25 protein-coding genes are annotated in these 20,113 nt (G+C 64.4%); 12 read left to right on the forward strand and 13 right to left on the reverse strand.

Annotated elements, in window-relative coordinates:
- Positions 1–206: 206 nt before the first annotated feature.
- Positions 207–1,070 carry a KilA-N domain-containing protein gene (locus tag TBU01S_RS18135; RefSeq protein ID WP_068638776.1) on the forward strand — a complete coding sequence of 288 codons (864 nt, stop codon included), beginning with the start codon at positions 207–209 and terminating at the stop codon, positions 1,068–1,070.
- A 32-nt stretch (positions 1,071–1,102) separates the two neighbouring features.
- Here the strand turns inward: TBU01S_RS18135 and TBU01S_RS18140 are convergent, their stop codons facing one another.
- Together TBU01S_RS18140 and TBU01S_RS18145 are read right to left on the reverse strand one after the other, a co-directional pair.
- A complete protein-coding gene (locus tag TBU01S_RS18140) occupies positions 1,103–2,038 on the reverse strand; it encodes a BRO-N domain-containing protein (protein WP_157659197.1) in 936 nt (311 codons plus the stop codon).
- 17 nt (positions 2,039–2,055) lie between these two features.
- On the reverse strand, positions 2,056–2,799 hold the full coding sequence (locus TBU01S_RS18145; RefSeq protein WP_068638714.1) for a BRO-N domain-containing protein: 744 nt from the start codon (positions 2,797–2,799) through the stop codon (positions 2,056–2,058).
- Positions 2,800–3,118: 319 nt separating this feature from the next.
- Between TBU01S_RS18145 and TBU01S_RS18150 the strand changes: the two genes are divergently transcribed.
- Positions 3,119–3,754, forward strand: a complete 636-nt coding sequence (locus TBU01S_RS18150; protein WP_068638716.1) for a hypothetical protein — start codon at positions 3,119–3,121, stop codon at positions 3,752–3,754.
- Between the two features lie 25 nt (positions 3,755–3,779).
- On the opposite strand, the gene TBU01S_RS18155 is transcribed toward TBU01S_RS18150, so the two are convergent.
- From TBU01S_RS18155 to TBU01S_RS18190, 9 genes are all read right to left on the reverse strand, one after another.
- The gene (locus TBU01S_RS18155) at positions 3,780–4,160 is read right to left on the reverse strand and encodes a hypothetical protein (RefSeq protein WP_068638718.1); all 381 of its coding nucleotides are present in this window, start codon (positions 4,158–4,160) and stop codon (positions 3,780–3,782) included.
- Between the two features lie 10 nt (positions 4,161–4,170).
- The gene (locus TBU01S_RS18160) at positions 4,171–6,279 is read right to left on the reverse strand and encodes a phage terminase large subunit family protein (protein ID WP_068638720.1); all 2,109 of its coding nucleotides are present in this window, start codon (positions 6,277–6,279) and stop codon (positions 4,171–4,173) included.
- Between the two features lie 3 nt (positions 6,280–6,282).
- The gene (locus TBU01S_RS18165) at positions 6,283–6,864 is read right to left on the reverse strand and encodes a hypothetical protein (protein WP_068638722.1); all 582 of its coding nucleotides are present in this window, start codon (positions 6,862–6,864) and stop codon (positions 6,283–6,285) included.
- Positions 6,861–7,196 carry a hypothetical protein gene (locus tag TBU01S_RS18170; protein ID WP_157659198.1) on the reverse strand — a complete coding sequence of 112 codons (336 nt, stop codon included), beginning with the start codon at positions 7,194–7,196 and terminating at the stop codon, positions 6,861–6,863. The genes TBU01S_RS18165 and TBU01S_RS18170 overlap by 4 nt, the downstream gene beginning before the upstream one ends.
- A 229-nt stretch (positions 7,197–7,425) precedes the next feature.
- Positions 7,426–9,948 carry a DUF5906 domain-containing protein gene (locus TBU01S_RS18175; protein WP_068638726.1) on the reverse strand — a complete coding sequence of 841 codons (2,523 nt, stop codon included), beginning with the start codon at positions 9,946–9,948 and terminating at the stop codon, positions 7,426–7,428.
- Positions 9,949–10,143: 195 nt separating this feature from the next.
- Positions 10,144–10,353 carry a hypothetical protein gene (locus tag TBU01S_RS24030; RefSeq protein WP_157659199.1) on the reverse strand — a complete coding sequence of 70 codons (210 nt, stop codon included), beginning with the start codon at positions 10,351–10,353 and terminating at the stop codon, positions 10,144–10,146.
- 2 nt (positions 10,354–10,355) lie between these two features.
- Complete coding sequence (locus TBU01S_RS18180) at positions 10,356–10,874, reverse strand: helix-turn-helix domain-containing protein (RefSeq protein ID WP_068638728.1); 519 nt, start codon at positions 10,872–10,874, stop codon at positions 10,356–10,358.
- 279 nt (positions 10,875–11,153) lie between these two features.
- Positions 11,154–11,816, reverse strand: a complete 663-nt coding sequence (locus TBU01S_RS18185; protein WP_068638730.1) for a hypothetical protein — start codon at positions 11,814–11,816, stop codon at positions 11,154–11,156.
- 1 nt (position 11,817) lies between these two features.
- Complete coding sequence (locus TBU01S_RS18190; protein WP_068638733.1) at positions 11,818–12,024, reverse strand: helix-turn-helix domain-containing protein; 207 nt, start codon at positions 12,022–12,024, stop codon at positions 11,818–11,820.
- Between TBU01S_RS18190 and TBU01S_RS23245 the strand changes: the two genes are divergently transcribed.
- The 3 genes from TBU01S_RS23245 (at position 12,009) to TBU01S_RS18205 (ending at position 15,173) form a co-directional block, all read left to right on the forward strand.
- Entirely contained in the window at positions 12,009–12,800 is a 792-nt protein-coding gene (locus TBU01S_RS23245; protein WP_157659200.1) for an XRE family transcriptional regulator, read from the forward strand. The genes TBU01S_RS18190 and TBU01S_RS23245 overlap by 16 nt on opposite strands.
- 134 nt (positions 12,801–12,934) lie before the next feature.
- Complete coding sequence (locus TBU01S_RS18200; RefSeq protein ID WP_068638736.1) at positions 12,935–14,254, forward strand: hypothetical protein; 1,320 nt, start codon at positions 12,935–12,937, stop codon at positions 14,252–14,254.
- 40 nt (positions 14,255–14,294) lie between these two features.
- Complete coding sequence (locus TBU01S_RS18205) at positions 14,295–15,173, forward strand: DNA adenine methylase (RefSeq protein WP_068638738.1); 879 nt, start codon at positions 14,295–14,297, stop codon at positions 15,171–15,173.
- A 33-nt stretch (positions 15,174–15,206) separates the two neighbouring features.
- On the opposite strand, the gene TBU01S_RS18210 is transcribed toward TBU01S_RS18205, so the two are convergent.
- Complete coding sequence (locus tag TBU01S_RS18210) at positions 15,207–15,491, reverse strand: helix-turn-helix domain-containing protein (protein WP_068638740.1); 285 nt, start codon at positions 15,489–15,491, stop codon at positions 15,207–15,209.
- A 3-nt stretch (positions 15,492–15,494) separates the two neighbouring features.
- Entirely contained in the window at positions 15,495–15,809 is a 315-nt protein-coding gene (locus TBU01S_RS18215; protein ID WP_068638742.1) for a type II toxin-antitoxin system RelE/ParE family toxin, read from the reverse strand.
- Between the two features lie 206 nt (positions 15,810–16,015).
- Between TBU01S_RS18215 and TBU01S_RS18220 the strand changes: the two genes are divergently transcribed.
- The 7 genes from TBU01S_RS18220 (at position 16,016) to TBU01S_RS18250 (ending at position 20,080) form a co-directional block, all read left to right on the forward strand.
- Positions 16,016–16,291, forward strand: coding sequence for a hypothetical protein (locus TBU01S_RS18220; protein WP_068635047.1), 276 nt, complete (start codon positions 16,016–16,018; stop codon positions 16,289–16,291).
- A 46-nt stretch (positions 16,292–16,337) separates the two neighbouring features.
- A complete protein-coding gene (locus TBU01S_RS18225) occupies positions 16,338–17,249 on the forward strand; it encodes a hypothetical protein (protein WP_068638744.1) in 912 nt (303 codons plus the stop codon).
- Positions 17,250–17,307: 58 nt separating this feature from the next.
- Positions 17,308–17,661: an XkdD/Y8K6 family phage-associated protein gene (locus TBU01S_RS18230; protein WP_068638746.1), complete on the forward strand. Its 354-nt coding sequence runs from the start codon at positions 17,308–17,310 to the stop codon at positions 17,659–17,661.
- Position 17,662: 1 nt separating this feature from the next.
- Positions 17,663–17,908, forward strand: coding sequence for a hypothetical protein (locus TBU01S_RS18235; RefSeq protein ID WP_068638747.1), 246 nt, complete (start codon positions 17,663–17,665; stop codon positions 17,906–17,908).
- The gene (locus TBU01S_RS18240) at positions 17,905–18,129 is read left to right on the forward strand and encodes a hypothetical protein (RefSeq protein ID WP_068638749.1); all 225 of its coding nucleotides are present in this window, start codon (positions 17,905–17,907) and stop codon (positions 18,127–18,129) included. The genes TBU01S_RS18235 and TBU01S_RS18240 overlap by 4 nt, the downstream gene beginning before the upstream one ends.
- Positions 18,130–18,280: 151 nt before the next feature.
- Positions 18,281–19,162, forward strand: a complete 882-nt coding sequence (locus tag TBU01S_RS18245; protein WP_068638751.1) for a hypothetical protein — start codon at positions 18,281–18,283, stop codon at positions 19,160–19,162.
- A gap of 72 nt (positions 19,163–19,234) precedes the next feature.
- Positions 19,235–20,080: a four helix bundle protein gene (locus tag TBU01S_RS18250; RefSeq protein ID WP_068638753.1), complete on the forward strand. Its 846-nt coding sequence runs from the start codon at positions 19,235–19,237 to the stop codon at positions 20,078–20,080.
- Positions 20,081–20,113: the final 33 nt, after the last annotated feature.

The raw sequence follows: 20,113 nt of genomic DNA on the forward strand, positions 1-20,113 counted from the left end.
TGGTGGAACACTGGGCTGGGTGTTTTTATTGCAACGAATTCGGCCGAGCCTGGCGCACTGGTTGCCTTCCAAAGACGTTTAAAACCAGTGCATTCACTACACGCTAGCGAAGCGGGATTATAAGCGCTTTTTGTTTTCTAAGCAAACTGCACGAAACATGGAAGCGCTCCCGCCCAAGCTGAGGCCTTTTGATAGGAGCTATGCTCATGGCCCAGTCTCATCAGTACTCCCTCGCCCTAATCCAACACGAGGTCAACAACGCAGTTATCAGCCAGCGCGCCAGTGATGGCTACATCAACGCCACCGCTTTGTGCCAAGCGGTAAGCAAGCAGTTCAAGGACTACATGGCGAACAAGAGCACCATGGAGTTCCTGAACGAACTGTCTGCAGACACAGGGCTGCAGATTCAATTGGTGGAAAAATCCCTAGTTGAACAAAAACAGGCACTTGTAGAGACCTTTCCCGGCGCCCCCTCTACCGGAGGCGGAAGCTGGGTACATCCTCAGGTCGCCATCCACCTCGGTCAATGGGCGTCCGGAAAGTTCGCCGTCCAAGTGTCGAAATGGGTTCACGACTGGATGACTGGCAGGGGAACTCCGTATGCCCGCGCCCTCCCGTACCACATCCGCCGCCATATGATGAACCAGTCTGGCGTTCCCGCCGGCTACTTCAGCATCCTGCAGGAGATGACATTCATGCTCATCGCCCCGCTCGAACAGGCAGGGTATGAGCTGCCGGAACGCATGGTGCCAGACATCAGCATGGGAATGTTCTTGTGCAAGCATCTGCGGGATCAGCTCGGGGTCGATACCAGCACCCTGCCGGTCTACAGCCACTGCTATCCGGACGGGCGGATCGTCGAAGCAAAGCTGTACCCCAACGAGTACCTGGCCGAGTTCCGCCGCATCATCCAGTCCGAGTGGCTGCCGAAGCGTTCGGCCACGTACTTCAAAGAACGTGACCCGGTATCCCTGCCTTACCTAGATAAAGTGATCCTGGCCCTGCCCGGCCCGGTATCCGCCGCCAACGCACCGAAGTTTCGCTTGAGCACAAAAAAATCCTCCTGGTAATCGTATCCACCACCCCGCTTCGGCGGGGTTTTTCATGCCCGGCAGTCTGTCCATCCATCGAGCGCCTGGACGAACTCATCAGCGCGAACGGTAAGCCACTCAGCCTGCGACACCCCAGCCGGCGGCATCAGTTCATGCTCGGGAAGCACGAAGCCGGCCATCATTGCCGTGCCCGCTTCATCCAGATAGCGGGCGCGACGGTGGCGCAGATCGGGGCGGCGGGTCATGGCGCCCACCACGCGGGGTAAGGAGCCGGCGGGTTCGCCGCCGCCCGCCCGCCAGTGGCAGTAGGCGGCATACAGGTCCGTGCTGCGGCAGGGCACCACCGGCAGCGGAAGAGTGCCGGCCAGCCAGGCGTCGCAGAAGGCGTGGACGCCGAGCGGGTCGAGCAGCGCGGGCGTGTTGGCGGTGGCGAGGTCCGGGGCGTCCAGTTCATCGAGCATGTCGATGCCGGTGCGGTGGCGGGCGACTTCGTTGGCGCGGCGCAGTGCGCGCGGCAGCGGCAGGCCGGCGCTGCGGCTGCTGCGCAGGATGCTGCGGAAGATGCGGTCCGCGCTGACGAGTTGGTCGGCGGCATGGGCCGGGTTGCCGGTGAGGAAGGGGCCGGGGGCGGTGCCCTGCCCCGCGCCGGGCAGGGCGTAGCTGCCCTCGCGGCGCAGTGCGGGCAGCACCTCGCTGGTGATCCACTTGCGGAAGGCTTTGGCTGCTGGCTTGCGACTCTTGAGCACGAAAGCGTACATACCCGACTCGTTAATGATGGTGGCACGCTGGTCGCCGCCAGGGGTACGCACAATCTGAGTACCCTTTTCGTCCTCATCTAGATCCCCAAGGGGTCCGGTACTGTCGGACCCCTTCCATGTAATCCCGAGCACACTGGCAATGTCCTTGGCGACGAACCACGGTTCGCCATCGATCATGAGCGTGCGCACGGCGGCGGCATCGAAGGCGAAAACGGTGATTTCTGGCATTTGCGGCTCAAGCAACATCACAGCCTCCTGTACGCAGCTTCGCATTCGGCCTTGTGTTCTTGATAAGCGGCGCGGTCGGCGATGCGCTGCGCCGCCGCGGCGGCGATGTCGGCAAGCAGCGAGGTCTTGAGCATCGTGGCCGGGTCGCGCAGGATGCGCGGGGCCTCGCGCCACGGGAACACGCAGGCGTCGGGCGCAACCGGCTGGATCCGGGGCTTGTCGCCGTCGATCTCGAGGACGTAGCGGGGACGGAACGCAGCATGCTCGCCGCCGGCCATGAAGTGCCTGAACAAGTCGATCTGGATCGAGGCGCAGAACACCGCAGACGCCATCCAGGCGGAGCGGTAGGCGGGGTCATGGGGGTCGGCGGCGATGGTGGGCTGCGCTTCGGTGCCCAGCTGTGCCGTGGCGCCGACCTCCCGATCCAGGATGTCCAGCACCCAGCGGCGGAACTCGGCCGCTACCGGCGTGCGGGAGAACATCGCCAGCAGGTGCGCGCCGCGAAGAGAGAAGAGCCTGACCTTGGTGCGCAGGTTTTTCGAGGCCCCCGAAGTGGGGTTCTCGGCAAGTACCGTCATTGCCGGGGTGAATTCGTCTACGTGACGGTCGTAGAGTCGGCCGATCTTGTCATCTCGGCTGTAACCGAGTGCCAGGGCAATCTCGGCCGAGGTGAGCCAGATTTGGCCGTCGTAACGATCAATGGGGGTGAAGGTGGTGTCGTGAAAGACGAGCGCGGACGCGCCTTGGGCGTTGGTGGCCATGGTGTGCAACTCCGTATGCGGTTTTGAACCGCCCACGACCGACGCCAATCGGGGTGGGCGACCGAAACGGGAGTTGGCGTACCGGCTACGGCAACCGGCGAGCCCGAAGGCTCCTCCCGCCCGGCCGCCCATAGAGGACACACCAGACGCAAAAAAAGCCGTCGTGCAACGCAATGACGGCTTCCGCCGCCGTAATGTTCGGGACGCCAATCCCGGTCGCCGGTTGTTTGCCGACGACGGGGGAAATTCTGGCCCCAGCAAGGCACGATGTCAATTCAATCCCTACGGGATAAACTGAGAATTTCTCCAGGAGGCGAGCATGGATACGGCGATGCATGAAGCCCTGCAGGCGGCTGCAGAAACCGGCGAGGTGCTGACGGTGTGCTACAACGCCGGATCGCGGCCCGGCGAGGCCCGCGCACTGATGCTTCTGCAGATCGACGGGCCGAACATCGGCGCCAAGGAGCCTGGCGGACGGCGCAAGCTGTACAAGCTGGAACAGGTGGCCTGGGTGGAATTTTCGGATGGGCGCCGCTTCGTGAATGCGGATGCCCCACCCCCCGGCCCGGCCAAAGTCAAGAAGGCGCCGCCGCCATTGAGCCCCGCAGAGGAAGCCCAGCATCAGCGCCTGAAGGAAGCCATTGCCAAGGGCCAGACCCTGCACATCGAAATGGGGAGCGCCTGGGACGAGAACATGGAGGAAGTACCGTGGCATGGCTTCATCGTACCGTCCCGATTCGTGAATCACGCGAGCGGCGTGCGCGTTGTCTGCGAGATGGAGCCGGAAGGCATCTACTTCGCCAGCACCGAAGACCAAGCGCCGGGCCGCCGGCATTTGCCCCTCGGCAGTTTCAGTATTCTCGGTGTTTCCGATCGCACAATAGACCCGTACGGCGGACTCGTCATCGACGCTTTCGAAATGCTGCGCGAGTTGAACGGAGACGCCAAAGAATAGCCAGGGCCAGGCCATTACCGCTCCCTCACTCGCCCTTGCCCTCAAACACCAACGGCAGCAGTCCCAGCCCTTCGGCTTCCGCCCGATACCGCCCCACCTGCTTGGTGGAAATGCCCACCATCATCGCCACATCACGCTGCGCCGCACCACCGCGCAGCAGGCCGGCCACGCAGCGCACGCGGCGCAGGCGGTGGAAATCTTCGCCGTCCGGCAGATCGAGCTGCTCGCGGCCAAAATGCTCGGCCAGCAGCCGCGCGGGCGCCAGGCCGAGCGCGAGGGCGATAGGGTGGTCCGCGCCGATGTGCTCGGGCACGTAGAGCCGGGTGCCGCCGAACAGCGCCAGCAGGCGCAGGGTGGCGGCGGTGCCGATGGCTGCGCCGATGTCGTCGATGATGTTGGTCTGCATGGTGGTGGCCTTATCGGTTGTTGAGGTAGCGGGAGGTGGCGGCACGGCGGGCGCGGCGCGGTGATGCCTGGGGCTGTGGAGTGGCAGACGGCGCCACGGCCAGCGATGATTCGACGGCTTGTTCAACGGCTGCAGCGGGCGGCACGGGCACTTCGGCCGGAGCCGGCATGGCGCAGGCCTGCGAGGCCGGCGGTTCGCCGTCCGCCGGCAAGGCGGGAGCACCGTTGAGGATGCGCTGTTCGTCGGTTTCCCAGTCCTTGGCGGATTTCTTCTCCAACTGCAGCTCGGGGTGCTGGGTAGCGGCCCAGGCGTACACCAGGGTGTCGAGCGGTTCGTTGCGGGCGGCGCCCTTGCGTTTGACGTAGCGCCCCTTGGCGGGGTCGAAGATCTCGGCGACCAGGCCGGCGAAGTAGCCGTCCGGCAACTGGTCGGAGAAGCGGAAGTACCGGCGGGAGAGATCCAGCGGAGCATCGTCCGCCCTGCCCTGTTGCTCTTCAGCATCGGCGGCCAGGCGGCGATACAGGGTGTGCTTGATGGCGATGGTGCCGACCGTCCAGGTGCGCAGCGCGTTGCCGGTGTGGTCGGCCTTGCCTTTGTGGTCGGTGTCTTCGATCTTGGGCTTTGACAGCGGCACGGCGTTGGCGGCCTTGGCGCCGAAGATGGGCATGGGGCGGCGGATGAGGCCCTTGCGGGCGTAGTCCTTGACCGCCTGGGTGCGGTGGCCGCGGCCGTCGATGGCGGTGGCGCTGATGGGCAGCACGCGGCCGCAGGCGTGGCGGATGCCGCGGTTGATGAGGTCGGTGAGCTCGGTCCAGACCTCTTCGTGTTGCGGGTCGCCGGTGAGCACGGCATAGCCCAGGATGAAGGCGCGGCGGCCCCTGGCCCAGCCGACGATCTGCACCTCCAGGCGATCATCCTGCGTGTCGACGCCGGCGGTGATCCACACGACGCCCATGGGGGCGAAGAACAGCGGGTAGGGTTCGGCGCGGTCCTGGATGAGGTTGGCGCGCACGTTCTTGAGGCTGCGGTCTTCCCACGGCAGGGCCTTGCGGTCGTTGGTGAAGGTCTTGAGCGCGGCGGGGTCGCCCTGGGCTTCGAGCCACATGCGGGCGAGGTCGAGCCAACGCGGGCCCATGCCGATCTGGTAGTACAGGCAGTTGATGTGGTAGCCGCGCATGCGCCGGCCTGGCCGCATGGGCACCCAGCGCGCAGTGCCGCCGGCCTTTTCGTCGCGCAGCATCTGGGTTTTGTGGTGCTCTTCGATGATGGCGGCGCAGTCGCGGCAGACGTACCAGACTCGGTCGAGGGTTTCGGCTGTGGCGTGCTGGGGCCAGATGAGGCCGTCCCATTCCAGCGGCTGGCTGTGGCCGCAGTGGGGGCAGTCGACGTGGTAGAGGCGCTGGTCGGAGCGTTCCCACATTTCCGAAATGCGGCAGGCACCTTTTACGCCGGGCGTGGAGACGTACAGACGTTTGTACCGGTCGGGGAATGCGGAGGTGCGGCCTTCGAGCATCTTGAGCGGGTCGTCGCCGGTGCGCAGGGCGTTGGCGAACTCGGTGAGTTCGTCGACCAGCAGGTAGCGGACGGTGGTCTGCTTGAGGCGCGCGGCGGTGCCGGCGTGTTCGACGTAGAGCTGGCCGCCGGCGAAATCCTTGAATTCTTTCTGGTTGGCGGCGTTGCGGCTGTTGTTGCTGGTGAGGGATTCGCGGACGGCGGCGGTTTCTTCGATGAGCGGATTGAGCTTCTGGTTGATCCACTTGTTCATGGAGACCTCGCCCGGCAGGCCGACCATGACGGGGCCGGGGGCCTGGTCCATGATGTAGCCGAGGGCGTTGGTTTCCACTTCGCTCTTACCAAACTGGATTGGGAACATCAGCACGATGTCCTGCACCGGGCTGCGCACGCTCATGCAGTCCATGGGTTCGCGCAGCGGCGGGTTGTTGTTGGTGCGCCAGCGGCCGGGCTTGGGGCTGCTCTTGCTGCTGAGGCTGCGCTTGGCGTCCGCCCATTCGGACATGGTGATCGCCTTGCGCGGTTCGATGGCGCGCGCGATGACGTCGCACAGTACGGTTGCCTGCGGAATCAGTTCGTCCAGGGTGAATTGCTCGGGTGCGCCCATGCGTCAGCCCTCCCCCTGGCCGAGCTTGCGCAGCTCGGCGGCGCAGTTGCCGAGGATGCTTTCGATTTCCTCGGCCAGCAGCACGCGCACCCGACCTTCGTCGCTTTCGCCGGCGACCACGGGCGCCAGGTTGTCGGGCATGGCTTCGAGCCCGGCGCGGAGCATGACGAAGGCCTCGGCGACGATGGCGGCCGCGTCACCGCGGCGCAGGTATTCCCTGGCCTCTTCGGCGAGGCGCATTTCTTCGCGCAGCGCCGCGGCGCGCTCACGGCGGGCTTTCCAGAGCTGGTAGTCGGGATTGCCTTCGGTGTCGACTTCCGGCGGGACATCGCCCTCACCGCCCGGCACATCGTCGGCACCGGTGGCCAGCGGGGCGCCGCGCTGCGCGGCGTGCCGCTCGGCCACGCCGGCGCGAGATGGGTCGCGGGTGGCTTCGATACGGGCGATGGATTCGGCCACGCGCACGGCGCGGCCGTCGTCGGTGAGCACCAGGCGGCCGGACTTTCGCAGCTCGGTGACGTAGCTGGGCCGGCAGCCGATGATTTCGGCGAAGGCCTTGAAGGTGGCGGTTGCAGGATAGGTCATTTCCTTCCCTCCTGCGCCAGGCGTTTCGTCTTGAGCCGCTCTTCCGCCGCGTTCGAGAGTTCCGGCACCACCCCGTCATTGCCCAGACTGCCCGCCGGGCCGATGCGGGCCCCGCGCAGACCGTCAATCATGCCGAGGGAGTGAAAGGCCTTGGCCAGGGCGTAGAACTCCGGCAACTCGGCGCGGAGCCGGGCATTGAATTCGGCCACGTTCTGCTGACCGCACTGCATCACGCCCTTCCCTTCGATTCCTTCTTCCACTTCTTCCCCTTTTTTCCAGAACAGCGGGTGAACAAAGGTGTGTGCGGTATGTGCGGATGGGGTGTGCGGCATGAAACCCGCCCGAACCCGCGTAAATAGGCGGGTGTGCGGTATGTGCGGTATGTGCGGCATACCTGCGCGCATGTGGGGCAATGCGCGTGCGCGCTTCTTGACAAACGTTTTGCACGTAAGCGGGCGCGCGAAGATGCCGCACATACCGCACAGCCCAGCAGCGGCGCGGGTTTCATGCCGCACAGGATGCCGCACGGCTTGCCGCACATGCCGCACAGACCGGGGCGAGTCATACATGGCCACCCCCTTTGTAGTCGAGAACTGCGGCGCGGAAGGCCTCGACATGGCGGCCAATCCAGGCCGGTTCCTGCATGTCCGGCGGGCGCTCGGGCTCGATCACCGTGACGGTGCCGCCGCCGGGCTGGTGCTCGGGAATCATGCAGACGCCGTGGGGGCCATGCGTCTTGTAGTCATCCGACCACCGCTTGCGCGCAACCTTCATGCCGTGCTTCTTCTCCAGCGTGTTGATCAACTTGGGCATGGGCGCGGCATGCACGCCGATCTGGCTGCACCAATAGGCGTAGAGCTTGTAGAGGTCGGTGCTGAGTGCGATCGTCTTGGGCCGTACTCCCTCGATTTCACCCTGCACCAGCGCGCGCCAGAACCGGGTCGTGCTGTCGAGCGAGAGGCCGATCAGGTCTTCCTTTGACCGGGTCATCGGCGGCCGGGTGTGCCTGTGGAAGTCCCCCAGGGGAAGGTTGAGCAGGTGGTCGTGCAAGGCAGCGATGCCGCCGGCCTCGATCTCCTCTTCCACCATGCGGTAGAAAGTCTCGGACTGGGGCGCTTCGGGGGTCCAGACGATCAGATGCCGGCGATCGTCATCCTCCAGAATCACCGGCTGGGTTTCGTTGGACAGGAAGGCGATGTTGACGTGGTTGCGCTCGGGGTATGGATTGACGAACTTTGGGTCGACATACACGGTGTCGCCGGTGATCAGATCCTTGAGCGCATTCTTGACGTGGTGCAGTTCCTTGCGCGCGATGACCTCTTCGGCCAGCACGAACAGCCGGCTGGCCAGCCAGGTGTTGCGTGGGTTCTCGACCGCGGACTGGTTGATGGTGAGGCCGTAGATGCCGTAGATGCGCGTGATGGCCTTGAAGAACATGGTCTTGCCGGTGCCCTGCTTGCCGTGGATGACCACGGCCGAGGCCATCTTGGCGCCTGGATGCTGGATAGGGTAGGCCAGCCACTTCAGCAGCCACCCATACACCTCTTCCGCGTTGCGCTCGCCGCTGCACAGGTACCACAGCAGTTCGAGCAGCAGTTCGCACGAGCCGGGCTTCGGCGCCGTCGGCCAGCCGGCGTAGACGTTGCAGGTGACCATGGTGTCGCGGCCGGTCGGGTCGAAGCCGACATTGTTCAGCATGGCGAACTGCTTGTCGGCGGACTCGGTCCAGCGCGCGTACACCTCGCGGCTGAGGGTGAGGTTCTGCACGTCCTTGAGCTTCACGAGCTTGTGCAGCTCGCGGTCGAAGACCACGTCGCCCTCGCCGTAGATGATGACGAAGCGTTCGAGCAGTTCGGACAGCGAGGAAACCGGCCGGATTTCGACCGGGGCGGCAGAGCCCCTTCCCCCCTCCCCCCTGGGTGGTGCCGCCGCGCGGCGTGCCGGGGCGGAGGTGAGCCCCACTGCGGCGAGCCCTTCCTCGATCTGCGAACGAACTACCGCCAGGCCGGCACGGGCGTGCAGGTCGTTCCAGTCCGTAAGTTTCTGGGCGTGCTCTAACCAGGCGGCCCGCCGCGCCGCTTCGTCGGCGAAGCGCGGCGCCAGCACGAAGCCATTGACCGCCAGCGAGGCGGTGTCGGCCGCGGCCACGCCGGTGTTCTGCCGCCCGTGCATCTGCCCGCAGGCCGGGCAGTTCGGCGAATCGGCCACCACCAGGCGCGCCTGGCAGGACCGCTCGCGGCACTTGGCGAAGGCGTCGTCATCGGCCAGGAAGCCGATGCGCACACGTTTGTACTTCTTGTGGATGGCCTGGGCGACACGGCCCAGGTTGTTGGCGTCGAAGGCGATAGCCACCGGCAAGCCGGTCGCGGCATGCACGCTGGCACCGGTGGCATAGCCTTCGGCGACCAGGACCACCGTTTCCGGCACGCCGCCCAGCCAGTGGAACTTGCCGATCTTGTCGAGGCCCTGCGGCCAGTATTCCTTGTCGCGGCCGAGGCGCTGGATGCGCTCGGCCGAGTGCTCGCGCGACAATATGAACTGCAGCCCCCACACCCGGCCGGCCGTGTCGCACATCGGCACGCCCAAGGCGCCGGCCACGTCCACTTCGTGGATCTTGCCGTCGGCCGCCTCGAAGTCGATGCGCGTGCCCTCGGGCGCGAAGCGTACGCCGTGCGCGCCCACGCCCTTGCGGGTCAGGTAATCATGCTCGCCGCTCGGGCTCAGTTCGCCCCACTTGCGTTCGGCCTTCGCCGAGGCGGCCTCGGCCTGGGCCAGGCGCAGGCCTTCGGCGCGCTTGCGGTCTTCCTTCAGCCGGGCACGCAGCGCGGCCTTCTGCTCGTCGGTCAGCGTGCGCCGGCGCAGTTCGATCTTGCGGTGGCCGTTGTCGTCGCCGTACCAGACGCCATAGCTGCCGACCAGCACCTGGTCACCACCGTCTAGCGTGATCTCGTGCAGCGAATACCAGCCGCGCTTCTCGCCCTCCCCCTCGACCTTGCAGCGGGCGAGCTTGCCCACCACCAGGCTGTCGAAGATCAGGCCGACCGACTCCAACTGGCAGACGACGTCATCGTAGTTGGAGGCCATTTCAGTAACTTCCGCCCCCGCTACCTACCCTAACTTCGAGCTCTCCGCCCCCTTGTGCATCCCGAATTCCCCAGGGGCCCCCGCCCTGGCAGGAATCATTCGCATCACCGCAGGGCCAGGCGGGGCAACTGAAACAGAACCGCGACATCGCCGTAGCTCCGCCCAAAGGGGAGCGGGGGAAACTGGGCCGAGGCGTCATGCCATCTCCTGCATACGCTTGCGCAGTTGCCAGTCGTCGCGGCAGTCGGCGTCACAGAACGTAAGCCCCTCCACCAAAGGTTCATCGCAGTTGTAGCACTGCCCACATGGAACCGGCGCGCCAGGAGAACGGCGGCGGGCTGCCTCGATAGCACGAGCGGTGTCGAGTTGCTCTCGCTCAGCGGCAAGGTCTGCGGTATCGGCCATGGTTATCGAACTCGGCTGATGAGATAGGTGGCATAGGCCACCAGATCGAAGAGCGCGTCGCGTGCCTCGGTACGCTCGGTGACGCTCAGCGTCTTGCCAGCCTGCAGACGGGCAATCGTGGCGCGCAGGCTGCGCTCCACCATCGGCGGAAACGCGGAGAACGCCTCCCCTACCCCAGCCGGCGCCCCGACATGGGCCGCCCTGGGCGACCGTGGAATCGTCACGCATTCGGCCAGGTCCGCAATCTCCGCCACGGCCTGGCGCGCACCGGGGCCGAGCGCCTCGATCACCTGCAGGAAGGCATGCACCGTGGGTGCGTGGTCGTACTTGGACGGCCCGAACTGGTTGCGCAGCGTGCCTTCATTGCGGCCGATCAGCTCGGCCACCTCGGCCACGCCGGACTCGATGCCCGGCGTGCAGAATCGCTGCATGCATACATAGAGCGCCCGGACCACCGGCGCGTACTCGATCTTGAGGCGCTCGCTGTGCGACAGCGCCCCGTCCTCCCTGGACTTGGCCATTACGTATCGAACCTGCGTTGAACGGCAGCGCCCCCATACGATGGAGCCCTGCACACGGTTGAAAGGGAGGCACGCTCCATGCGGTTAGAATCAAGGCTCCTACACCACATCATCTTCACCACAGGAGCGCACCATGAGCTGGTACTACCAGTTCGAAACGTCTGCCGGCATCTTTCGCATCGTGCAAACACCAAAGGGATGGCTGCCAACGTTCGAAGGCGAGCACCTTGGCGGACTCTTCCGAACTCCGGACGAGGCGCTAGATGCGCTCGCAGACGGTTATACGGACTCCCCTGCGGCCGGCTCGCCGCAATCGCTCGGGATGTCGGCCGATCTGGCGGACTGGGACTGGTGCAGGGGCGGATGAATGCCATCGATCAAGGCCTCGAACTGCTGTCCGGGCAGCCCCATGCAGGTGGCGGTGACGTAGAACGCGAGGTAGCGCAGCTCATCCGGCGCAAAGCGCATACGGACTACCTTTCCGCCCTCCAGGGCGAAGGAGACCTTCACGTGATCGTGGCCGGCGAGGATGCCTTGGGACATCCCGTGCACCCGCGCCTCGGGGTAGCACGAAAGATCCTGCGTCACATCGATGGCGGCACGGCACCCCGCCCGGTCGTAGCCGTCTCCGCAGTAGGTTGTCGTATCCAGGCGGGCAGTCTTTGGAGCTTCTGCCAGCGCCACCGGCTGACACTCCTCGGACAGGAACACCGTCTGCGCCGCGCCTGCCCGGCAGATCGCCACACCGAACGACATCACATGCACATCATTGATGGCCGACAACTGGCACGCCGGCATGTTGGTCAGCGCCAGATCGCCCGGCTGGAGGGCCGTCTTCCCGTCCCAGTCATCGACGATGCGCGCGCATCCGAAATGGCGGGCCAGCGCCTGGGCGTGGAAGGTTTTCCCGCAACCTTGCGGACCATGAATGACGGTGGTCATGTCAGGCGGTCTCCTGTTCTACATGTGGGGTTGTGCCGCGTTGACCATGCAGCCTGATCAGTGCCTCACCGGCTTCCCACTGCATCGTGGTCGTGCGGCCGCGCGCCAAGTCTGAAACGGCGGGCTGCGACAGTCCGACCGCCCGCCCGATTTCGGCTTGCGTCACCCCTGCCCGGCCCAGATCGAGGATGAGTGCTTTCCAGTCCATGGCCGATTATCACCATCGCGATTCTTTCAGTCAAGCGCCATCGCGATAATCTAAATAATCACAATTGCGATATGAAATCATTAGCCACTCGTCTTGTAGCCGCCAGAACAGAAGCCCATTTGACTCAGGCAGAGTTAGCCAAAGCGGCCGGACTGAAAAATCAGTCGATCGTCGGTAGCCTAGAATCAGGCCACCGAAAGAATTCGTCGCACACCCCTGCCCTTGCCACGGCTCTCGGCGTCAACGCCCTCTGGCTTGCCGAGGGCAGAGGCCCGCGCTATCCCGGCGACCTGCCCGAGCCCCGCCCTGTGCTCGAGGCAGGGCCGCTGCCCGCCGACGGCTACGTGCGCCTGGAGCATCTCTCCCCTACCCCGCAGATGGGCGCCGGCGCGGTCGTGGAGGAACCCGTTCACGTGGTACGGCACCTCGACGTGCTCGAAGCGTGGATCCGCGAGGAAGTCGGCAGCGCCAACCCCGGTCGGATCAAAGTGCTCACCGCCGTCGGCCGCAGCATGGTGCCCACCATCCAGGATCGCGACCTGGTCTTCGTCGATGTCGGCCACAGGCACTTCGACGCACCGGGCATCTACGTCATCGACGTTGCCGGCCGGCTACTGCTCAAGAAGGTGATGATGCAGGCCGACGGAACCGTCATCATCCGCAGTGACAACACCACAGAATTCCCTGACGAAGAACGCTACCCGCTCGCCCACGCCACCGACACCATCACGGTGTGCGGCAAGGTCATGGCATGGTGGACGCTGAGGAAGGGCTGAACGGCCACCCGTCAGCACTGGCTGGTGTGGGTTCGTGACAAGCTACCGGGTTGACAAAAAAATATCACCATAGAATAAGAGCATCAGAACATGCCCGCCTGTAGAGGCGATGCCTTGATGCCGAGGGGGAATGAATGACGTACAAAGTAGGTACCATCGCAATCGACCAGATCTACCTGGACAACAACAACCCGCGCCATGAGCCCATCGCTTCAGAGCCGGAGATCATTGCCCACCTCATCAAGCACGAATCCGTCAAGCAGTTGGCGCGCAACATCGCTGCCGCCGGTGGAACCAGCCCATTGGAGCGAATGGGTGTCGTTCCACACCCGACGATTACCGGTGCATATGTCAGCGCGGAGGGAAATCGACGCCTGTGCGCCCTCAAGTTGCTCGCTGACCCGGACAAAGCAGACACTGAAGCCAACAAGAAATACTTCCGCGACTTGTCCAATCAGGTTGGCAGGCTCAATACCCTTGAAGTTGTTATTTTTCGTTCTTCTCAGGAAGTACGCCCCTGGATGTCACTACGGCACGAGGGGGAGCAAGATGGTGTTGGCACGCGACAATGGAATTCTCAGCAGAAGGCCCGGTTCAATGCCAGCGGCGACAAACCGAAGAACCCTAACATCCAGGCGACCCAGCTCATCGACTATGCCCGGCGTTATAACCTGCTGACGCCACAAGAACTGGCGAAAATCAGCGTTACCACCGTTACCCGATTTCTGAGCAACCCTGTGTTTCGAGACACTCTAGGGCTGCAGGACAACAAGACGCTGACGATCACCGTTCCCCAAAGAGAGTTCGACCGTGCCGTGACACGCTTCTTGACCGATGCGCTTAACCCTGAGTCTGGCGTTCACTCAAGAACGGACGCCGACGAGAGGAAAGCTTATGCTGAGAAGCTACGCGCAGAAGGTGAAGCCCCCATAACGCGTGGGCAAAAACCAAATGACCTGAATGCGGCCCCGGAACCAGCGCCATCGCAGGCTGAAGAGCGCGGGACCCGCCGGCGTAACAACAAAAGCCCGGATGATCGCGATATCGTCATTCCCAAGGCATTCGGCGCCAGAATAAACGACCCCATCCTCAAGCGCCTGTACGACGAGCTTCGCGAGCTGCATGCTGGCACGTTCAGCTTTGCGGCCACTTATCTGCTTCGCGCAGTCATTGAGCGGATGACCGTACTCTTCCTCACCAAGCGCGGCGGGAAGAATCCACAAGCATTGCACGCCAAACTCACATCGATGGCGGACATCCTGCAGACAGACGGGTTAACTGAAGGCAAGCTAAAGTTTCTACGCACAATAGCAAGTGAGAAGGACAACCGTTACTCACCTGACACTATCGGTCATTTCGTGCATGGCGGGGCAATTCCGACCAGAGAAAATGCAATACGGATGTGGGACTCCCTTGAAGAGGTGATCAGGCACGTCCTCAAGGAGATCGAGTAAGGGGCTGGCCAAACGCACTGACAAGAAGTAGCATCCGGCCATGCCTACCACCGACACTCCCCTCCGCTACCCTGGCGGCAAGTCCCAACTTGCCCCTTTGATCGTCGAGGTTCTGCGCAGCAATGGCCTGTTCTATGGCGAGTACGCAGAGCCCTTTGCCGGCGGCGCCGGCATTGCCATGACGCTATTGCTGAACGGCTACGTCCATCGCATCCATCTGAACGATTTCGACGAATCCATCTATGCTTTTTGGCATTCGGTGCTGAACCAGAGCGAAGAGTTATGCACCTTGGTCGAAACCGTCAAGGTAGACATGGACGAGTGGCACCGCCAGCGGGAAATCCATTTAACATCCGGGCATGACCTACTCGCCCGAGGGTTTTCGACACTGTTTCTGAACCGAACCAACCGCTCCGGCATTCTGAAGGCAGGCGTCATCGGCGGACTGAAGCAGGATGGCAACTACAAACTGGATTGCCGCTTCAACAGAAAGGACCTGATCCGCAAGATAAAGCGTATCGCTGCCAACCGGCAACGCATCGGCCTGTCAAAGCTCGATGCGGTCGAGTTCATCAGCACAGTCTTGCCAGAAACGGGGAAAAACACACTGGTCAATCTGGACCCGCCCTACTTCAACAAAGGGCAGGAGCTTTACACCAATGCCTACCAGAAAGACGATCATGCAGTGCTGGCAAAGGCTGTTCATTCAATCGAGCGGCGGTGGATCGTGACCTATGACGACACGCCGGAGATACGCGAACTGTACGCACGCTACCCTCTTTACAGCAGCCAGTTGAACTACTCGGCCCAAGTCAAGCGCGTCGGCTGCGAGTTGCTGATCCTCGACCCTCGCCTGAATCCCCCCCCTCAGATCGAGTCACTCAAACTCCCCGTCAATGGTAGCTTGCTGGCCGCATAGGCCTGCGGACATGGGCGGACGAGATACAGCCAATCAGCCGACCGCCAATTCCACACGCCCCCCGGCGCGGGTAGAAAGCGTCACCAGCATATCCAGGCTGAACTTGTCGTACTTGCCACGCACCAAGTCTGACACCCTGGACTGCCCCACTCCCAGCCGCTGCGCCGCCTGCGCCTGAGTCCAGCCCTCGCGGGCGATGGTTTCTCGCAGGTGCGCCATCAACTCGGCACGCATTGCCAGCAGCGTTGCCTCTTCGGGTGAGAAACCAAGATCGGCAAACACGTTGCCCGAGGACTCGACGACGGATTCGGTCTGCATGTTTTACTCCTCGATCTGCCTGTAACGGCGCGCCGCAAGTTCGATGTCTTCCTTGCGCGTTTTCTGGGTTTTCTTCTGGAAGGCGTGCAACACATACACCGCACGCTCGAACTTGGCGACGTAGATGACCCGCCATTCACCCAGCACCCGCACCCGGATTTCGTAAGCCCCCGGCCCGACCGCCAGCATCGGCTTGAAGTCGGAGGGCATCAGCCCGCGCTGCACCGCATCCAGCTCGAAGCCTGCATCCCGGCGAGCCTCTGCCGGAAAATTCTTCAGATCGTCCAGGCTCGAACCGACGAAGCGCAGTGTTTTCATGCACTAGATTATCTAAGTATTTATATAAAAATGCAAGCCCGCTGAGTGCGGGCTTTCTTGCGTCTGAGCCATGTCGCCGAAAATTATCACGATAGCGATTGACATCACCAATCGCGATCGTGATAATTACACCAACACCCCACCGCACCCCACCGCACCCCACCGCACCGCGCCCACCGGGCCGGCGCTCAGGAGATGGAGCCAACATGAACACCCTCTCAATCACCGGCTACACCCGCGACTGCAACTGCGAGCACTGCGGCCGCCCGCTGAAGCTGGGTGTCGTCACGCCGGAAAAGGGCACCATCGGCGCCGACTGCTTCGTCCGCCTGATCCAGCGCGACACCAAGCGCTACAGCGGCAACGGCAAGCCCTCGGCCGAGATGGTCAAGCAGTACGCGCTCATCATCGCCAAGGGGCTGGAATACGCAGCCCGCCAATACGGCTACCGCGCTTCGTCCTTCGTGTTCCAGACCGCTTAACCCTACCGGCCCGCCGGTAGGCGGGCCTCCACTCTTGGAGACCGCAATGCAGACGTCTGCACACACCCCGCACCCCGCCACCGAGCAGGGCCTGCTCAACAAGTTCTCTGTCAGCCGCCTCGACGGTCGGGACGCCCCCGGCGGCGACCGCCACGGCGCACGTTACTTCGTGCTCGATCTGGACCACGACGCGCACGCCAAAGAAGCGGTGCGGACCTATATCGACTCCTGCGAGGACGATTACCCCCTGCTCGCCCGCGACCTGCGCACGCTGATCGCGGACCCCATCGTGCTCGGTGAATTCGTGACCATGCCGGAAACCACCTTGCCGGACGGCAGCATCGTGCCGAGCTTCAAGGTCGGGCAGTACCTGTGCAGCAAGCGCGCGGACGGCACGCCCTGGGTGGAAGTGAGCCACCGCGATGCCATCGCCGCGTGCGAGCGCGCCGGCACCAAGCTGCTGACCGAGCGCCAGGCGCTGGCCATCGCCTTCGACATCGCCGCACAGGACATCAACTGGACCGGCGGCAAGGTCGGCGAAGGCCGGCTCTACCAGGGCCTGCACAAGGGCAACGTGGATTGCGCCCAGGGACCGGACTACCAGTCCGACGATCCGGACGAACGGCGCTGGCATCAGCTCAGCAACGGCCAGCGGATTTTCGACGTGGCCGGCAACGCGTTCGCCTGGATCTTCGATGACGTCCAGGGCGACGCCGAGGGACTTGTCGCCCGCCCGTTCGCGCCCGATTCGATCTCCCTGCAAGCGCCCCACCCCAGCCTCGAGAAGGGCATGGGCTGGCGCCCCACCGTCGGCGCCAACTGGTCCGGCAGTGCCCTCATCCGCGGGGGCAGCTGGAACTCGGGGCGCAATGCCGGCGCGTTCTACCTCAGCGTCGACTGGCCGAGCAACGAGTGGGGCTGCATCGGCTTCCGCTGCACCCTCCCCATTGGTGCCTGATCCCTGGTCTCGGGTCGCTGCGTCAGCAGTGACCCCGCACAACACAGCGAGGCGTCACATGGAAACCCAAGCAGTGCACACGCCTGGACACACCCCGGGCCCCTGGCAATGGAACGACTACAGCCTGCAGCCGGCCGATCCGGACCCCAGGCAGTACGCGGTTCACACCATTCTGGATGTCGAGCACATGGGCTGGGGCTTCGCGTTTTCTGACCGCGATCAAACCAATGCCGAGATCAACGCCAACCTGGCGCTGATCGCCGCCGCGCCGCAGTTGCTCGATGCCGCCCGGGCGGCCGAGGCGGTACTGGCGCGCCAGGGCTGGCTTGCCAGCAGCACCGACCCCGAGGCAGTGGCGCTCGGCAAGCTGCGGGCGGCCATCGCCACCGCCACAACGGTGGAGCGCGCCTGACATGGACGCCCGGACCGCCATCACGCCCCCGGCGCTAGGACACGTGCCCGACGGCACGCCCATCACCCTCGTTGCAAGCCCGCAGGGCTACGCCGTGGCCGTCGGCCCGGCAGACCGTCCGCGCTGGCTCCATTCCACCAGCGGGCAGTTCCGCCTGTTCCCCAACGTCGGCCGCGCCGTCGCTTTTCTCAACGCCTGCGGCATCCGCCGCATCACCCTCGACTTGACCGGAGGCCTACCGCAATGACCGCCATCACCCGTTTGATCAACGCAGCGCGCCGCTTGCGCCTGCAGGCCGCCGAGGCTGACCTGGCGTTCCTGGAAGCGCGGGCGCCCATCGTCATCGCCGACCAGCGCGCCCGCGTCGACCAGTTGCGGGCGCGCGCAGGCCTGCCCCCTTTGCCAGACAGTGCCGATGCAATCCGGCGCGCCGTCGAGCACCGGGCCAAGACCAGCTTGCTGGCCTGATGGGGAGCAAGGTCATGGATACCACGACCCGTCGTGCGATTGCCCGTTTCTGGCGCGGCTACCTGATCGTCCTCGCCGTCGTCGGCCTCGCCATCCTGGTGTGCTTGCAATGAGCTGGATTCCTGCCCCCCTTGTTCAGCCGGACGGCGACATGGTGCCCGTTACCGCATACCTCACCCCGGCCCAAGCCAGCCGCCTGGAACTGTTGCTCGCCAAGCAACGCGACCAGGCCCAGGCATTCGACGAACACGCCTTCATCGACACCGTTTTCTCCCGAGGACTCGCTGTTGCCGAACAGGAGCAGCACGCCCCCCCCTCTCCACTCCACCTGGAGCCCACCATGCAGACGTCTGCACCCACACCCTTCGCCATCGTCCCTGATACCACCCTCCCCGACGGCAGCATCGTCCCTGCCTTCCAGGTCGGCCGCTACCTCTGCAGCCGCAGCGCAGACGGCCGCGCCCAAGTCACCGCCGATGCCGCCCCTTGGGTGGAAATCAACTACCGCGATGCCGTGCAGGCCTGCCGGGATGCCAGCTTCGCATTGATCACCGAGCGCCAGGCCCTGGCGCTGGCCTGGAACGTCGCCCAACAGCCGGAGAACTGGACCGGCGGGGCGGTCGGTGCAGGTGCGCTCCACCAGGGCCTGCACAAATGGAGCGTGAACAGCGCCCAGCCGGGTACCTACGAATCGCCGGATCCCGACGAGCGCCGCTGGTTCGTCCTTTCGAATGGCGAGCGGGTGTTCGACGTGGCCGGCAACGCCTTCACGTGGATCCACGACGACGTTCAGGGCGACGCCGACGGCCTCATCGCGCGCCCCTTCGCTACGGATTCCATCTCGCTGCAGGCGCCCTTCCCGTCGATGGAGAAGGGCATGGGCTGGCGCCCCGAGCCCGGCGGCGACTGGTCCGGCGATGCCCTCATCCGCGGGGGCTGCTGGCGCTCGGGGCGCTGTGCCGGCGCGTTCGGCCTCAACTACCACTGGCCGAGCGACGAGTGGGGCAGCGTCGGCTTCCGCTGCACCCGCTGACGGTATCTGGACACTGGCCTCCTGTCCCTGGGCATCGCGGTAGCGGTGACCAGGGCGCACCGGGAAAGCACCATGACTGAACACACTCCCACCACCGACGAACTGACCGAATTCTCGCTGCGCGCCTTCAAGGGCGTGGACGCAGGCCTCGGCCAGGCCGACCCGACAGCAGAGATCGCGCGCAAGCTCGAAGCCCGGTATCCGGGGCACCTCATCCTGGTGCAGGCAGGCACGTTCCTGCACGGCTACGACCGCACGGCCTACGCCCTGAGCACGCTCAAACGCTACCAGCTCAAGCTGGTCGGTACCGCGGCAGACCCGCACCTGCGTGTCGGGTTTCCCGCGGGCAACTTCAAGCGGCGGCTGTGGCCGATCGTGTCGCAAATCGGCATCCCCTATGCCGTCGCGCTCGGCACCCAGGCCACCGGCCGCACGATCTATGTCTCCAGCCAGCCGACAGCCAATGCAGACGTGCTCGACGCCGTGTCCGACCAGATCCTGCAGGACGTCATTGTCGAACTGCGCCAGCGTGGCGAACTGAACAAAGCCGCTGCCAAGCAGATGCTGACCAATCCGGAGAACACCGGGTTCATGCTGAAGGCGCGTGCCCAGGACCTGGACACCCTGCTGCTGCAGGACGTTCTGAAGATGCCGCGCGACATCCGCACGGTGTTCGGCGAACCCTTGCGTGCCTGCATGGCCCGTATCGTCCACGGCACCATGGCCTATGGCCTGGCCGACGACAAGCCCGCATTGCTGTGCGCGCTGTCCGCCGACATCGACCTCATCAAGCACTACTTGAGCCAGACCCCGCGGCTAAGCCACCTCAAGCTCAACTTCGAGCATCGAGCCGGCTTAGCCGTCGAGCTTGGCCGCCTGGTCGGCGGACTTCTCCGTGCCGCCCGGAGCGCGCCATGATCGACATCGGGGACTTTCTGGAAGGTCCGGCAA

It is taken from the genome of Thauera butanivorans NBRC 103042, from assembly GCF_001591165.1.
Lineage (GTDB): Bacteria > Pseudomonadota > Gammaproteobacteria > Burkholderiales > Rhodocyclaceae > Thauera > Thauera butanivorans.

What these genes read in the sequence shown, in the direction of transcription:
- TBU01S_RS18135 (WP_068638776.1), top strand. Translation starts at nt 207, where the DNA reads ATGGCCCAGTCTCATCAGTACTCCCTCGCCCTAATCCAACACGAGGTC.
- TBU01S_RS18140 (WP_157659197.1), bottom strand. Translation starts at nt 2,038, where the DNA reads ATGCCAGAAATCACCGTTTTCGCCTTCGATGCCGCCGCCGTGCGCACG.
- TBU01S_RS18145 (WP_068638714.1), bottom strand. Translation starts at nt 2,799, where the DNA reads ATGGCCACCAACGCCCAAGGCGCGTCCGCGCTCGTCTTTCACGACACC.
- TBU01S_RS18150 (WP_068638716.1), top strand. Translation starts at nt 3,119, where the DNA reads ATGGATACGGCGATGCATGAAGCCCTGCAGGCGGCTGCAGAAACCGGC.
- TBU01S_RS18155 (WP_068638718.1), bottom strand. Translation starts at nt 4,160, where the DNA reads ATGCAGACCAACATCATCGACGACATCGGCGCAGCCATCGGCACCGCC.
- TBU01S_RS18160 (WP_068638720.1), bottom strand. Translation starts at nt 6,279, where the DNA reads ATGGGCGCACCCGAGCAATTCACCCTGGACGAACTGATTCCGCAGGCA.
- TBU01S_RS18165 (WP_068638722.1), bottom strand. Translation starts at nt 6,864, where the DNA reads ATGACCTATCCTGCAACCGCCACCTTCAAGGCCTTCGCCGAAATCATC.
- TBU01S_RS18170 (WP_157659198.1), bottom strand. Translation starts at nt 7,196, where the DNA reads ATGCCGCACACCCCATCCGCACATACCGCACACACCTTTGTTCACCCG.
- TBU01S_RS18175 (WP_068638726.1), bottom strand. Translation starts at nt 9,948, where the DNA reads ATGGCCTCCAACTACGATGACGTCGTCTGCCAGTTGGAGTCGGTCGGC.
- TBU01S_RS24030 (WP_157659199.1), bottom strand. Translation starts at nt 10,353, where the DNA reads ATGGCCGATACCGCAGACCTTGCCGCTGAGCGAGAGCAACTCGACACC.
- TBU01S_RS18180 (WP_068638728.1), bottom strand. Translation starts at nt 10,874, where the DNA reads ATGGCCAAGTCCAGGGAGGACGGGGCGCTGTCGCACAGCGAGCGCCTC.
- TBU01S_RS18185 (WP_068638730.1), bottom strand. Translation starts at nt 11,816, where the DNA reads ATGACCACCGTCATTCATGGTCCGCAAGGTTGCGGGAAAACCTTCCAC.
- TBU01S_RS18190 (WP_068638733.1), bottom strand. Translation starts at nt 12,024, where the DNA reads ATGGACTGGAAAGCACTCATCCTCGATCTGGGCCGGGCAGGGGTGACG.
- TBU01S_RS18200 (WP_068638736.1), top strand. Translation starts at nt 12,935, where the DNA reads ATGACGTACAAAGTAGGTACCATCGCAATCGACCAGATCTACCTGGAC.
- TBU01S_RS18205 (WP_068638738.1), top strand. Translation starts at nt 14,295, where the DNA reads ATGCCTACCACCGACACTCCCCTCCGCTACCCTGGCGGCAAGTCCCAA.
- TBU01S_RS18210 (WP_068638740.1), bottom strand. Translation starts at nt 15,491, where the DNA reads ATGCAGACCGAATCCGTCGTCGAGTCCTCGGGCAACGTGTTTGCCGAT.
- TBU01S_RS18215 (WP_068638742.1), bottom strand. Translation starts at nt 15,809, where the DNA reads ATGAAAACACTGCGCTTCGTCGGTTCGAGCCTGGACGATCTGAAGAAT.
- TBU01S_RS18220 (WP_068635047.1), top strand. Translation starts at nt 16,016, where the DNA reads ATGAACACCCTCTCAATCACCGGCTACACCCGCGACTGCAACTGCGAG.
- TBU01S_RS18225 (WP_068638744.1), top strand. Translation starts at nt 16,338, where the DNA reads ATGCAGACGTCTGCACACACCCCGCACCCCGCCACCGAGCAGGGCCTG.
- TBU01S_RS18230 (WP_068638746.1), top strand. Translation starts at nt 17,308, where the DNA reads ATGGAAACCCAAGCAGTGCACACGCCTGGACACACCCCGGGCCCCTGG.
- TBU01S_RS18235 (WP_068638747.1), top strand. Translation starts at nt 17,663, where the DNA reads ATGGACGCCCGGACCGCCATCACGCCCCCGGCGCTAGGACACGTGCCC.
- TBU01S_RS18240 (WP_068638749.1), top strand. Translation starts at nt 17,905, where the DNA reads ATGACCGCCATCACCCGTTTGATCAACGCAGCGCGCCGCTTGCGCCTG.
- TBU01S_RS18245 (WP_068638751.1), top strand. Translation starts at nt 18,281, where the DNA reads ATGGTGCCCGTTACCGCATACCTCACCCCGGCCCAAGCCAGCCGCCTG.
- TBU01S_RS18250 (WP_068638753.1), top strand. Translation starts at nt 19,235, where the DNA reads ATGACTGAACACACTCCCACCACCGACGAACTGACCGAATTCTCGCTG.